At 71.9% G+C, this 13,393-nt stretch carries 9 protein-coding genes; 4 read left to right on the top strand and 5 right to left on the bottom strand.

The genetic code is table 11. The features are described from left to right. Window positions 1-649: 649 nt before the first annotated feature. Window positions 650-1,747 (top strand): AI-2E family transporter, encoded by a 1,098-nt coding sequence (locus FLX07_RS34115; RefSeq protein WP_142575809.1) that lies wholly within the window; start codon window positions 650-652, stop codon window positions 1,745-1,747. A 15-nt stretch (window positions 1,748-1,762) separates the two neighbouring features. Here the strand turns inward: FLX07_RS34115 and FLX07_RS34110 are convergent, their stop codons facing one another. Further along, window positions 1,763-1,957: a hypothetical protein gene (locus tag FLX07_RS34110; RefSeq protein WP_142575808.1), complete on the bottom strand. Its 195-nt coding sequence runs from the start codon at window positions 1,955-1,957 to the stop codon at window positions 1,763-1,765. Window positions 1,958-2,033: 76 nt separating this feature from the next. On the opposite strand from FLX07_RS34110, the gene FLX07_RS34105 reads away from it, so the two are divergent. Beyond that, window positions 2,034-2,444: a hypothetical protein gene (locus FLX07_RS34105; protein WP_142575807.1), complete on the top strand. Its 411-nt coding sequence runs from the start codon at window positions 2,034-2,036 to the stop codon at window positions 2,442-2,444. Window positions 2,445-2,480: 36 nt separating this feature from the next. Here the strand turns inward: FLX07_RS34105 and FLX07_RS34100 are convergent, their stop codons facing one another. The 3 genes from FLX07_RS34100 to FLX07_RS34090 all read right to left on the bottom strand — a co-directional run bounded on the left by FLX07_RS34100 (window position 2,481) and on the right by FLX07_RS34090 (window position 7,607). Continuing rightward, window positions 2,481-3,854, bottom strand: a complete 1,374-nt coding sequence (locus FLX07_RS34100) for a hypothetical protein (protein WP_142575806.1) — start codon at window positions 3,852-3,854, stop codon at window positions 2,481-2,483. Window positions 3,855-4,232: 378 nt separating this feature from the next. Continuing rightward, on the bottom strand, window positions 4,233-5,717 hold the full coding sequence (locus FLX07_RS34095) for a carbohydrate-binding protein (protein ID WP_142575805.1): 1,485 nt from the start codon (window positions 5,715-5,717) through the stop codon (window positions 4,233-4,235). A gap of 723 nt (window positions 5,718-6,440) precedes the next feature. Then, the gene (locus tag FLX07_RS34090; protein WP_189105099.1) at window positions 6,441-7,607 is read right to left on the bottom strand and encodes a glycoside hydrolase family 18 protein; all 1,167 of its coding nucleotides are present in this window, start codon (window positions 7,605-7,607) and stop codon (window positions 6,441-6,443) included. 355 nt (window positions 7,608-7,962) lie between these two features. Here FLX07_RS34090 and FLX07_RS34085 point away from each other — a divergent pair, with 355 nt between their 5' ends. Then, a complete protein-coding gene (locus tag FLX07_RS34085; protein WP_142575804.1) occupies window positions 7,963-8,904 on the top strand; it encodes an ATP-binding cassette domain-containing protein in 942 nt (313 codons plus the stop codon). A 56-nt stretch (window positions 8,905-8,960) separates the two neighbouring features. Then, on the top strand, window positions 8,961-9,746 hold the full coding sequence (locus FLX07_RS34080) for an ABC transporter permease (RefSeq protein ID WP_167748495.1): 786 nt from the start codon (window positions 8,961-8,963) through the stop codon (window positions 9,744-9,746). Window positions 9,747-9,943: 197 nt separating this feature from the next. Here FLX07_RS34080 and FLX07_RS34075 read toward each other — a convergent pair whose 3' ends face one another. Then, entirely contained in the window at window positions 9,944-13,354 is a 3,411-nt protein-coding gene (locus FLX07_RS34075; RefSeq protein ID WP_142575802.1) for an AfsR/SARP family transcriptional regulator, read from the bottom strand. Window positions 13,355-13,393 lie beyond the last annotated feature (39 nt).

The raw sequence follows: 13,393 nt of genomic DNA, 5'->3' as shown, positions 1-13,393 counted from the left end.
TGCCGCTATGACGGGGTCATGCATGATTCATGCACTGGCTTTTAGCACACTGTTGAGTTCTCAAGAAACGGACGCGACCACCATCACCCGAAACCCTTTAACAGGTCCCGCACTCCGGGGCGTTTCACCGTTTGTTTTTCTTTTGTCCTGCTGGTCTTAATTCTTCCCGACCGGCTCTTCCGTGTCAAATCCGCCCCACCGGGACCTAATTTGACCCGAAACCCGCCAACCGACAGGAATTCGACCACCCCGTTTCCGGGGCAACCCCTCTAACTTACCCGAACCCCCAGCCCGACGCAAAACCACCGAACCAGAAAGATCGAAAAGCACGAGAAGCCACCGGCAACAAGCCCGCACACGCAAGACAACCACCGAAGTGATCGAAGAGAAGTGCGCCGAACCGCGCCGACACCACAAGATTACCAGGGCCTGCCGACGGCTTGGCCCGGCCAACCTCCAACGCACCCATCCGGCGACCTATTCCCGCAGGTCATCTGTCGCTTGCAACTGCCGCACGAATCGGACGGCGCGCGACCCGGCCTCATTCCCGTCACGACTCGCCCGCGCCGACAAGGGTAGGGGCCCGGGCGTGCTACGACTGATCCACCTTGCACAGCCTTTTCACAAGGAGAAGGGGTAGGAACGGGACGTGACTCGACAGGGGTTCCCTCGCGCCCTGATCGTGCTGGTCTGCGCCGCTGCCGCGGTGATAACGCTCGCCGGCGTCCAGGCGGTGGGCTCAATCGTCGGCCCGGTCGTCCTGGCGCTGACCCTCGTCATCGCCGTCTCCCCGGTACGCGGCTGGCTGGCCCGCCACAACGCGCCGGTATGGCTGCAGGTGGCCTTCCCTCTCGCCGTGGTGCTGCTGGTCCTGCTCGGCATGGTCGCGGTGCTCAGCCTCGCCGCCGCGCAACTCGCGATCCTGGCTCCCACGTACGCGGACCAGTTCAACGCGATGGTGGCCGACCTCCAGCACTGGGCGGCGGGTCTCGGCTACGGGAGTGAGCAACTCAACAAGGCGCTGTCGTCGCTCGATTTCGGCAAGGTGATCGGCCTCGCCCAGAGCGTGTTGAGCAGCCTTCTGGGAGTGTTGTCGAGCCTGTTCCTGATCGTCGTGCTGCTGCTGGCCATGAGCCTCGACGCTCCTGTGTTCGCCCGGATCGTGGACGCCGCCTCGACCGAACGGCCGGCCCTCGCCCGCGCGCTCAAGACCTTCACGTACAGGACGCGCCGTTATCTGATCGTCTCGACCGTCTTCGGCCTCATCTGCTCGGTCCTGGACGTGATCGCGTTGTACGTGCTGAGCGTGCCGCTCCCGCTGCTGTGGGGGGTGCTCGCCCTCATCACGAACTACATCCCGAACATCGGGTTCATCCTGGGCCTCATCCCGCCGGCGCTGCTCGGGCTGCTGGAGGGCGGGCCCAAGACGATGCTGCTGGTGATCGTGGCGTACATCGCGATCAACGTGGTGATCCAGTCGTTCATCCAGCCGAAGTTCCTGGGTGACGCCGTGGGTTTGTCCACCACGGCCACGTTCCTCTCCCTGATCGTCTGGGCGTGGGTGCTCGGTCCCCTCGGCGCGCTGCTGGCGATCCCGCTGAGCCTGCTCGTCCGCGCTCTGCTCGTCGACAGCGACCCGGACGGCGCGTGGGCCGCCGCGCTCATCTCCGGGCGGTTGCCTGAACGCTCCCCGGCGTCCCAGGCAGACCCGCAGCCAGAACAACCCGGACAGCCCGAACCTCGGTGACGTCGTCCGGCCAGGTCAGCCGGGCAGCCGTTCGACGCCGAGCACTCGCGCGGCCTCGGCGGCCGTGGCCGCGCGGACCTCGACGAAGCCGTTCTCGTTGCGCAGGATGGTGACGATCCCGGTGAGCAGCGTTCCGCGGCGGATGCGCGCCCCCGCACCCTGCGGGTGGAGACGCTGCTGGCTGTGGGGCGACATTTCGGGCGGAGCCATGGCCAGGGCCGTGAGGCGGGCGACGACACGGAGCGTCTGCGGGCAGCGCCGCCGTGCTCCGGCTTAGGCTCTGATCATGCGGCGTTGGGACGGCGACGAGCTCCTCACCGGGATCGCGGACGCCTCGGCGATGGAGCCACAGGTGTCCGCCCTGCTGGACGCGATGGCACGGGACGGCTGGGTGGCGGAGGAACCCGAGGCTCATCTGCTCCCCCACCTGCGCCGTGCGTGCGGGTCGGAGTGGCTGCTGACCGGTGAGCGCCTGCTCGACGACGGCGTGTACGAGGTGACGGTCTCGCTGGCCGGCGACAGGGAAGGCGTCCACGTGCAACGCGACGTGATCCGGCTGCTGTCGGCGATCGCCGAGGCCGTCTTCTTCGTACGGCAGGCCGCGCCGGGCGTGTTCGAGTGCGTGACCGGAGTGCTCGACGGTGACCCGCCCGGTTTCAAGAGCCACGGCCACATGGTCCGCCTCATCGTGACCTGAGCCTCACCGTGACCTGAGACGGGCGGGACCGTCGTCTCAGGCGGCGGGGACGGCGTTCTCCTCCCCCGGGACCGGCACCGGCGGGGTCTCCATATGCCTGCGCCGCCAAGGGATGGCCGCGATCAGCACCGGGAACAGCACGAGCGAACTGATCGCCCAGGGCGCGTGCAGCTCCCCCCACTTGGCCCCGTGGAACTGGGTGAGCACGATGTAGCCGATCGCGGCCCACAACGTGCTGCCGATGATCGCCGGCCAGGCCCAGCGAGTGGGCCGGGCGACCAGGAACGGCATGAACCACAGCAGGTACTGCGCGCCGAGGCGCGGCGTGAAGATCATGAAGGACAGCAGGATCGCGATCGTGACGTCGACGGGGTCGGCCTTGCGCCACCAGACGAGGCAGGCGACGATCGCGGCGTAGATCATGTACTGGCCGATCCTGGCCGGGAGCGGGTCGAGGTTCCAGTTGCCGCCGCTGACCAGGGTGGTCCAGCCCCAGTCCCCCGTGATCGGGCGGACGTCGCTGGGCCGCAGCCCGATGGTGTTGAGCACCTCGGGCAACTGCCGCCACTCCGTCCAGCCGCCGATCGGGAGCGTCAGCAGGAAGAACACCGGCGGGACACCGGTCGCGACCAGCGAGACCAGGCGGCTGCGCAGTCCGGGCAGGAACATCAGCAGGGCCGGCACGAGGATCACCGGCCAGCTCTTCGCGCAGAGCGCGAGCCCCATGAGCAGCCCCGCCCACACGGCCCGGCCCGTCGCCGCGCGATCCTCCTGCGACGGGTGGACGATGCGCCGCACGATCTCGCCCGGCGAGATCCAGGGCAGCGGCAGGCCACGGTTCGCGAGCCGTATGCGGGCCCACGGCAGAGGCTCGGGGCGCCGCCATCCGCCCGGGCCGCGCGCCACGACGTACGCCGCGACCCCGAAGACCAGAGAGACCGGCTCGACCTGGCCGTGCGCGGAGGCGACGAGGATCGCGAGGGGGTTGCAGGCGTACTGGAAGGCGCGCAGTTTCTCGGTCCGTGCACCCGCCAGTTTGCCGACCAGCGGGATCAGCACGACGTCGGCGACGACGGTGACGATGCGGCCGGCGTACTCCCACGGGATGCCCAGCCACAGCAGCAGGCCGTACATGTACGGGATCGTCGGGAGGAAGTGCCATCCGCCGTTGCTCTCCAGCACCGGATCACGGTGGTCGAGGATCGCCACGCCGGCGGGCTGGAAGCTGTTGACGTAGTCGACCGGCTGCCAGTGGGTGTCCCTGGCCGACAGGACCATGATCAGCACGCGTACGGCGATGCCGAGCGTGAGCGTGACGGCCAGGGACGGCCGCCAGCCCTTCCATTGGGCGGCGAGCGCGAGCACGACGCCGGCGACGAGGACGATGCTGGTGGGGATCGCGTATTCCATGACGAGCCAAGCCTGCCCGACGAACGGCGAACAGGCGACTCGATCCCCGATTCGGCCATCCGGCCGTCGCGATCCGTCACGATTCGGGGTAGTGTGACCACGGAGCGTTACATCCAGGAGACTTCATGAAAATTCGCCTGTGGACCACCCTCGCCGTGGCCGTGATCGTCGGGATGCTGATCGGCCTGCTCGCCCCCACGCATGGGGGCGACCGGCGCGGCGGGTAGGGGGGTCGTCCCCGCCGGACCGGTCGCCTGATCATGGGCGCGCGACTCGCGTCGGTCCGCGCTTGCATCGCCTGGGACGGTGAGGGATCCGGTCCGGCGGGCCGCGCCCGGATCCCTCTGACCTCCCTATGGCCGTCGGCAGGTGGACGAGTCAGAAGCCCGCGGTGATCCTGGTGAAGTCCCAGTCGTTCTGCGCGATGCCGCTGCAGTTCGACACCACGCCGCCGCCCGGGCAGCCGCGGTCGCGGTTGACCGCCCAGAAGGCGAGCCGACCCAGGCCCTTGGACTTGGCCCAGTCGCGGATCTGGGTCCAGGTGGCCACCGAGGTGAGCTCCTGCTGGTCGGACAGGCCGTTCATGCCCGAGATGCCCATGTGCGCGTACGCCTGGGCGTCGCTCCAGCCCCAGGCCGCCTTGAGCGCGTTCTTCAGGCCCTCGGACGCGTTGACCGTGTTCTGGTACATGTTCGCGCCGCCGCCGAAGTCGAACGGCATGATCGTGTAGTTGTCGATGTTGACGCCGAGCGCCTTCGACTGGTTGATCAGCCGCGTGCCCCACCAGGTCGGGCCGGTCGTGCTGGTGCCGAAGGTGACGACGACCTTGACGTTCGGGTTGTTCTGCTTGACGATCTTCAGTCCGCCGAGGATGCGGTCCTGGACGGCCTCGTTCTCGAACTCGTCGCTGTTCTCGATGTCGAAGTCGACCGCGGCCGGGTTGTAGGCGTTGACGACCTGCTGGACGGCCGAGGCGAAGGCGGACGAGCTGGAGCAGTTGGGGCCGAGCTTGTTGCCCGACCAGCCGCCGAAGGAGATCTGGACGTTGCCGCCCGCGGCCTTGATCTGCGAGATCGCGGAGGCGTCGGCGCTGCCGGACAGCGGGCGGGAGCCGTCCCAGGCCGGGGTGCAGCCGCCGCCGGAGAGCATGAAGGCCATCGTGAACTGCTTGACCCCGGTGGCGTTCATGACCGTGGCCGGGTTCGGCGGGTTGCCCCAGCCCTCATACAGGTACGGCGCGCCGGGGAGCTTCCCGCCGCTCGTGGGGCAGCCCGTGGTGGCGCCGGTCACCGACCCGCTCGCCGCGGACTCGCCGTTCGAGTTGTACGCCTTGACCGTGTACGTGTGGGTGGTGCAGGTGCCGAGGCCGGAGATCGTGGCACCGGCGCCGCCGACGGTCGCCTTGACCGAGGTGCCCTCGTAGACGCGGTAGCCGGTCACCGTGCCACTTGACGCCGACCACGACAGCGAGATCGACGAGTTCGTGGTGCCGGTGACCGACGGGTTGCCCGGCTTGCCCGGCGCGCCGGACGGAGGCGTCGGGCTCGGGGACGGGCTCGGGGACGGGTTGCCTCCGCCGCTGACCTTCTTCCACAGCGCCGGGACGATCGGCGGCTCCCAGCCGGTCAGGGATGTGTGCGCCTGGATGCACTCGTAGTCGGCACCGTTGTAGGTCACCCGGGCGCCGATGGCGTACCAGGTGTTCGGGGCCCAGGCCGGATAGGCCAGCATGACCACGCTGTTCGGGGCCGCCGAGGCGGACGCGGCCGTTCCCGCGACCAGTCCTGCGACGGCCAGGAGGAGGGAGGCGAGCAGGGCGAGGGCCGCCCTGGCGGGCCGGCCCGTACCGAAGCGAAGCTGCATTCTTCCTCGCAATGGTGGTTGGGGGGTTGGATGGGGGGTCGGATGGGAGGTTGGGTGGCGGATCGCTTCAGGGCGTCGAGATACGCCCTGTGGAGGCGGGAGAACTCGGAGCCCGTGTGCCTGTCCCAGTCGACGGACCACGCCATGAGGCCGCGCAGTCCGGGGAAGACGCCGTGCGGCCGGTGGGAACCGCAGCCCGTCGCCTTCGCCCGGCAGCCGAAGCAGCCGAAGGCGCTGTGCACCTCGGCCGTGCTCGTGTAGCCGTCGCCGGCGTACGGCGCGGGCGGCACACCGCGTTCGGGCCGAGCCTCGGTGCGACCCCGCCCATCGCGGCGAGCGCACGCCAGAGGTGCCTGGTTCGCATGGACACAACCTCTGTGGGGGTGAACGGGGAGGTCATGGGAGTCCGTACGGCCGGCGCCTGACGGGTGCGGCCAATCGGAACAGCACCGGCCCTACTGCGCTGAAGGGCGTCTGGTGGCGGGATGCGAGAGGAAGACGCTAGGGGTGAGGAAGGGCCATTTCCGGCTCCCGATCTTTCTCTTAGGAAAGTTTCCTAACAGTTGTACGGATCGTAGCTTCGCGGTCGCTGGTTCACAAGACCCAATCTGACAGCGTTCCTAACGAACCTTGTCATCGCCGGTCTACGTGCTGAGCCGGGTTATGCGCGCGTTAGGGCCGGCTACTCGTCCGTTGGGGTGAGTACGGTCAAAGCGAGCGCGGTCAGCGCAGGATCGCACCCTCGCGGACGGCGTGCCGGCCGTCGCTCTGCACGTTGACGAAGTCGACGAGGCCGACCAGCTTCTGCAGGTCGAAGCCGGCGTCGATGCGATCGTGGTCGGCGGGAAGGTAGACCGACAGCGGATAGTGGCGGCCGGTGGCCGCACCGAGCGCGTCGAGTTGCGCACGGAACTCGGCCAGCAGGGCCGTCAGGTTCCGCCTGTCGCCGATGCCCGTGTGGTTGCCCAGGTGCCCCTCACCGCCGGGCCATTCCCAGTCGACGTCGACGCCGTCGAAGACGCCCGCCGCGCTGCCCGGACCACCCCTGCCCCCGGCGCCCGGAAGATCACCCCTGATGTACGCGTCGAGGCACGACTTCACGAACCTCTGCCGGGTGGCGGCGGTCCGCGCGACATCCGAGAAGTATTTGGAGTAGGTCCAGCCGCCGATCGAGATCAGTGCCTTCAGGCCGGGGTGGCGGGCCTTGAGCTTCTTCAGCTGGTTGAAGTTGCCGGCGAGCGGGGCGTCCGGTGGGTCGGCCACGCCGTCCAGCGACTCGGCGGCCGTGAAACCGCGCTGGTAGTCGGCCCAGGCGTCGCCCGCGCCGTCACCCTGGTCGGGGTCGTTCGGGTCGGGCGCGAGCGGCCGGGTGACCCCGGTGAGACAGGTCAGCGAGCCGGGGTCGATGTTCGCGAAGGCGTAGAGGACGTGGGTCAGCCTGCCCGCCAGCCCGCTGGTGTCGAGGTCGCGCACGGTGGACGTGGCGCCGTACGCGCCGCGCTGGGGGACGTAACCCACCCTGATGCGGCCCGGCGAGGGGGACGGCGACGGCGTGACGGTCACGGTGACGGTCACCAAGGGCACGGGAGGAGCGGCTTGCGCCGGTGCTGCCTGCGCCGGTGCGGCCTGCGCCGGTGCTGTCTGCATGGGGGCGGCGGCCTGCGCGGGGGCGACCGTGGCCCGCGCCGGTGCGGCGGCGGCCGGCCGCACCACGACACGTGACCTGGCCTGCGTCTGGCTGAGGGCCCCGACGGCGGTCCCGGCGGCGGTCCCGGTGGACTCGGTGGCGGACTCGGTGGCGCGGGCCGGGCCGAACCAAGCGACGAACAGCGCGGACAGCACGGCGCTCAGGACCACGACGGCGAAGGTGCCACACGTGATCGCTCCCATGGTGGGCTCCGAACAGGGACGAGCCTCCGCGACGGACGCGGAGGAGAGAAGAGGAATGTCGCCGGAGCGTAGTGGCGGCGCCGTCGGGCGGACAAGGAGCGCAGTCTTAAGCCCGGGTTATGCGCGGCTCATGTCGCAGGCGGGCACGTTCCAGTGGCGCCACCTGCGGTGATCCATGATGCCTCACTTGTCTGCACGTTTCACCCTTCGCGGCTGCCCTCGGCGAGGCGGCCGAAGCCCTACCGGCGACCCTGCCGGCCCAGCGCCGACCCAGCGCCGACCCAGTGTCAGTACGGTGCCAGCCCTGCCAGCCCCGTGCCAGGCTCGTGCCAGCGCGGGCGGCGACCGTCGGAGCATGACGTACGCGATAGAGACTCACGGCCTCGTGAAGAGATACGGCGACAAGGCCGCGCTGGCCGGGATCGACCTCGCCGCGCCGCCAGGCTCGGTGCTCGGCGTGCTCGGCCCGAACGGCGCGGGCAAGACCACCGCGGTCCGCATCCTCGCCACGCTCGTCTCCCCCGATGGCGGCCGGGCGGCGGTCGGCGGGCACGACGTGGTGAAGGCACCGGCCGAGGTGCGGAAGCTGATCGGGCTGACCGGTCAGTACGCGTCGGTGGACGAGAAGCTGACCGGGCGGCAGAACCTCGTGATGATCGGGCGGCTCCTCGGCATGCGCCGGGCCGAGGCCCGGGGCAGGGCGGCGGCGCTGCTCGCGGAGTTCGTGCTGGAGGACGCCGCGGACCGGGCGGCGGGCTCCTACTCGGGCGGCATGCGACGGCGGCTCGACCTGGCCGTCAGCCTGGTCGGCCGGCCGTCGATCGTCTTCATGGACGAGCCGACGACCGGGCTCGACCCGCGCGCCAGGGCGGACCTGTGGCGGATCGTGCGTGAGCAGGTGGCGAGCGGGGCGACCGTGCTGCTCACGACGCAGTACCTGGAGGAGGCCGACCAACTCGCCGACGAGATCGTGCTCATCGACCACGGCGTGGTGGCCGCGCGGGGCACGCCTCGCGAGCTGAAGGCCAGGGCGGGCGACCGGCGGCTGGAGATACGGCCGGAGCACGACGCGGAGAAGGCGGAGCTGATCCTCGCCGAGGTCACCGGGCAGACCCCGCACCGCGGCGAGAACGGGCTGCTCAGCGTGCCGTTGCTGGACTCGGCGGTGAGCCCGGCCGTGTTCCGGCGGCTGGAGGAGGCCGGGGTCTCCCTCGCCGAGCACGCCGTGCGCCGGCCCACGCTCGACGAGGCGTTCCTCGCCCTCACCGGCACTACGACCTCGGGAAGGACGCGATGACGGCTGCATCGGCGACACGAGTAGGACCGACCGACGACAAGCGTAGGGAGAACGCGATGACCGCCGTACCGTCCACGACCGGGCACCGGGGCGCGCTCGCGCAGGGCATGACCCTCGCCTGGCGGAGCCTGGTGCCGCTGCGGAACGAGCCCGGCCGGCTCGTCCAGTTCCTGCTTCAGCCGGTCTTCATGGTCGTGGTCTTCGTCCTGATGTTCGGGGCCATGTCCGGCGACACCGAGCACGCCGCGCGCTTTCTGCTGCCCGGCGTGCTCGTGCAGGTGGCCCTCATCTCGACGAACGCCACGGGCATGAACCTCGCCGAGGACATCGTGAACGGCGTGTTCGACCGGTTCCGGAGCATGCCGATCGCCCGCTCCGCCCCGCTGGTCGGGCGGGTGACCGCGGACGCGCTGACGACGGCGGTCACCATCGCGGTGGCCCTGCTCGCCGGGATCGCGGCCGGGTTCCGGATCACGGCCTCGCCCCTGGGCACGCTGGCCGGCCTGGCCCTCCTGCTGCTGTTCACGCTGGCGCTGAGCTGGGTGTCGGCATGGCTGGGGCTGAAGGCCAAGTCCGTCGCCTCGATGCAGGGCGTGGCGACCGCCGTCCTGCTGCCGCTGACGTTCGGCAGCAGCGCGTTCATCCCCCCGGCCAACCTCCCGGGCGTGCTGCGCTGGTGGTCGTCGGTCAATCCGGTCTCGCATCTGGCCGACGCCGTCCGCGCGCTGCTCACCGGCGCTCCCGTGGGACCGCACGTCTGGGTCACGCTGGCGTGGGCCGCCGCCGTCACCGCGTGTTTCGTCCCGCTCGCCGTGCGCGCCTACACCCGGAGGATCCGGTGAACGCCCCGGTGAACCGCTTCCTGTCTCCCGCCCGAACGAGCCGGTGAGCTCCCGGACGGGCTCCTGCCGGGCCGTCGAGACGGCGGGACGCGGAAGCTTGGGCGGGGGCACCGGGGGCGGGTGGAGGTGGCGGGGTCGAGCTTCCCCAAGTACGCCCGGCACTCCGGCAGCGCGCGGATCACGATCGGCGCGCCGTCCTACCTGCTGCTGCCGGTGGCGGGCAGACCGAGGTCCTCGCGCGGCGACGCGCGGCCTCGCTCGTAGGCGGCGTCGAAGTCCAGGCCCGCCGCCTCACGCGCCGTCGTGACCGCCTCGGCGGCCTCAGCGTCCGCCCGCCAGCCCTGGTGCGCGGCGTCGGCCGCGCCGAAGAGCGTCGCGGAGCGCGTCGCGTCGCCCCCTGTCAGGGCGATCATGGCCAGCCCGGCCAACACCGTCGCGAGGACCGGCGGGTCGGGGGCGGTGCCGAGGGCGCACAGCGCCTCGTGGTGCCGCGCGAGCGCGCCGTCGAGGTCGCCCCTGGCCAGCAGAGTCCTGCCGTACTCCGCGTAGGCCGACGCGAGTTGCTGCGGGACGGCGGGGTGGGCCTCCAGCACGGCCAGGACCTCCTCGTACGCCGCCACCGCGGCGTCGAGATCGCCCCGGCTCCGCGCCACCTTCGCCTCGCCCATGCTCACCTGCACGAGCGCGTACGGCGAGACGCGGGAGGACACGTGGGAACGGGCGGCCGCCACGTCCGCCGCCGCGCCCTCGGCGTCGCCCGCCAGAAGGCGCAGCTCGGCCAGGCGGGTCAGCGTGGAGATCGTGTCGTCCGGGCTGGCCCATCCGGCGGTCAGCCCGGCGATCTCGTCGATCAGGTCCGCCGTCGGCGCGCCCCGGCGGGCGCGGAGTGTGGCCAAGGTGAGCAGGGCCTCGCTCAGCCCCCAGCGCTCTCCCAGCGTCCGGAACCTGCGCACCGCCTCCGCGACGTCCTGTTCACTGCCGCCCGGCATGCCGAGGGACCCGCCCCTGATCATCAGCGCCGAGCCGGCCAGCCAGGGATCGCCGGAGCCGGCATAGGCGTCGAGCATCGCGGCCGCCTCCTCCCTGCGTCCGGCCATCGCCGTCACGACCGCCCGCAGGATCGGCAGCATCGGATGCACCGGGCCCTCGCGGAGGGCCTCGTCGATGAGGTCGCCGAGCTCCCGGCGGATCTCCTCGACCCAGGCGGGCTCCGTCCAGATCGCGCCGAGCCGGGTGACCGTGACCGCGAACCGGCACCCGGCGTAGGCGCGCACCAGCCCGGCCGGCGGGCCCTCGGGGACGAGTTCGAGGACCTGTCCGGCCCAGGCGGCCGCCTGTCCGCGATGTCCGCGCAGCCACCAATACCAGCTCAGCGTGCCGCACAGGCGCAGCGCGGTCTCCGCCTCCCGGAAATCGACGGCCCAGCGCAGGGCGGCGTTCAGGTTGTCCTGCTCGGCGGTCAGCCTGGCCATCCACTCCAACTGGCCGGCTCCGCGCAGGCGCGGCTCGGCCTCCTCGGCGAGCCGCAGGAAGTGCGCCGCATGCCGCCGCCGGTAGCGGTCGAGCTCACCGCTGTCCGTCAGCCGCCGCAGCGCGTACGCGCGGAGCGTCTCCAGCATCCGGAACCGGCCGTCGCCCGGCGTCTCCAGCAGGGACTTGTCGACCAGGGACGGCAGCACCGCCACCACGTCGAGGCCGTCGCCCCCGCAAACCGGCTCCGCGTCGTCCAGCGTGGCGCCGCCGGCGAACACCGCGAGCCGCTCCGCCAGCGTCCTCTCCTCGGGCGTGAGCAGGTCCCAGCTCCACTCGACCACCGCGCTCAGCGTCCGGTGCCGCGGCAGTGCCGTACGGCTCCCGCCGGTCAGCAGGCGGAACCGGTCATCGAGGCGGGCCGCGAGCCTCTCGGGGCCGAGCGCCCTGATCCGCGCCGCGGCGAGCTCGATGGCCAGCGGCATCCCGTCGAGGCGGCGGCAGATCGTGACGACGTGCGGGGTCGTGTGGTCGTCCAGGGCGAAGCCGGGGCTCACCGCGCGGGCGCGGTCCACCAGGAGGCGTACGGCGGGATACTCGCCCGCCTCGCGGGGGGTGACGCTGGTGACGCCCTCCGGAGGCAGGCCGAGCGGCGGGATCGGGGCGAGCATCTCCCCCGGCACGCCGAGCGGCTCGCGGCTGGTCGCCAGCACACGCACCCCCGGGCAGCGGCGCAGCACCAGCTCGGCCAGACCGGCCGCGGCGTCGATGACGTGCTCGCAGTTGTCGAGGATGAGCAGCACCTCGCGCCCGGCGAGGGAGGCGACCAGGAGCTCGGCCGGGTCCGGCGGGTCGCGCCGCCAGTCCCCGCCCACCCGCGGCTCGGCGTCGGCGCCGAGCGCGTCGAGCACGGACCGCACGACGTCCGCGGGGTCCGTCAGGGGGGCCAGCTCGGCGAGCCACGCGCCTTCGCCGTGCCCGCTCTCGCCGTAGCTGCGGGACCCGCCCGCATCGTCGCCGTCCTCCCCGGCGGCGCCTTCCCCGGTGGCGCTTTCGCGGGCGGCGCTGTCTCGGGCGGCGCTTTCTCCGGCGACCCGATTCGCGGCGGCGGCGTCGCCGGAGGCGCGCAGGGCGGTCTCGACCGCAAGGCGCGTCTTGCCCGCCCCTCCCGCCCCGACGATCGTGACCAGCCGGGACTCGCGCAGCAGGGCCGCGAGGTGCGTGACCTCCTCCTCCCGGCCCACGAACGTCGTCGGCGGCGCCCACACCCTGCCCGCACGCCGGCCCGCGCCGTCGACGCTGCCACCGGGGGTGCCGGAAGTGCCCGTGCCGGAAGTGCCTGGGGCATCTGGCGTGCGGGCCGGCCGCTCATACGCCGGCGTGGTCTCCCGTCCGCGCAGCACGTCGAGATGGGCGGCCCGCAGCTCCGGGCCCGGATCGACGCCGAGTTCGTCCGCGAGCGCCCTGCGGACCCGCTCGTACAGGGCCAGCGCCGCCGCCTGCCTGCCCGAGCGGGCGAACGAGCGCATCGCCAGGGCGGACAGCCGCTCGCGCAGCGGATGGGCGGCCACCTCGGCCGACAGGTCCACCTCACGCCCGAGCGCGAGGTAGGCGGCGGCGCGGGCCTCGACCACGGCCAGCCGCCGCTCCTCCAGCCGCGCTGCCGCGGCCGCCAGGTAGGCCACCGCGCGCAGGTCGGCCAGGGCGGGCCCGCGCCACAGCGCCAGCGCCTCGTCCAGCTCCGCGCACGCGTCGTCCAGCTCCGCGCCGGGAACCTCGCCGTCCGCCATCCGGTCCGGCAGCGCGCCCGTCGCGTACGACAGGGTCAGCGCGGTGAACACGTGGGCGTCGACCTGCCCCGGCTCGACGTCGAGCACGTAACCGCCGTCGCGCCAGACCACCGCGCCGGGCCGCCCGAGCGCCGCGCGCAGGCGTTTCACCAGCGTCTGCAGCGCGTTCGCGGCATTGGCCGGCGGGTCGTCCTCCCACAGCGCGTCCACGAGCCGGTCGGCGGGGACGAGACGGCCGGGCCGCAGGGCCAGCAGGGCGAGCAACGCGCGCACGCGCGTGCCCGCGACGGCGACCGGAGCCCCGTCGTCGTCGAGAACCTCGAGCGCGCCGAGGAGACGAACCCGCACGCCGGTCAATGCTGCCAGGCACCCGGGACCCCGCCGTCA

Origin of the sequence: Microbispora bryophytorum (assembly GCF_006874465.1) — a bacterium.
Lineage (GTDB): Bacteria > Actinomycetota > Actinomycetes > Streptosporangiales > Streptosporangiaceae > Microbispora > Microbispora bryophytorum.
This window is presented reverse-complemented; position numbering and strand designations above follow the sequence as displayed.

Excerpts from the sequence above, each read along its gene's own strand:
- FLX07_RS34110 (WP_142575808.1), bottom strand. The coding sequence starts at position 1,957 with ATGGCTCCGCCCGAAATGTCGCCCCACAGCCAGCAGCGTCTCCACCCG.
- FLX07_RS34105 (WP_142575807.1), top strand. The coding sequence starts at position 2,034 with ATGCGGCGTTGGGACGGCGACGAGCTCCTCACCGGGATCGCGGACGCC.
- FLX07_RS34100 (WP_142575806.1), bottom strand. The coding sequence starts at position 3,854 with ATGGAATACGCGATCCCCACCAGCATCGTCCTCGTCGCCGGCGTCGTG.
- FLX07_RS34095 (WP_142575805.1), bottom strand. The coding sequence starts at position 5,717 with ATGCAGCTTCGCTTCGGTACGGGCCGGCCCGCCAGGGCGGCCCTCGCC.
- FLX07_RS34090 (WP_189105099.1), bottom strand. The coding sequence starts at position 7,607 with ATGGGAGCGATCACGTGTGGCACCTTCGCCGTCGTGGTCCTGAGCGCC.
- FLX07_RS34085 (WP_142575804.1), top strand. The coding sequence starts at position 7,963 with ATGACGTACGCGATAGAGACTCACGGCCTCGTGAAGAGATACGGCGAC.
- FLX07_RS34080 (WP_167748495.1), top strand. The coding sequence starts at position 8,961 with ATGACCGCCGTACCGTCCACGACCGGGCACCGGGGCGCGCTCGCGCAG.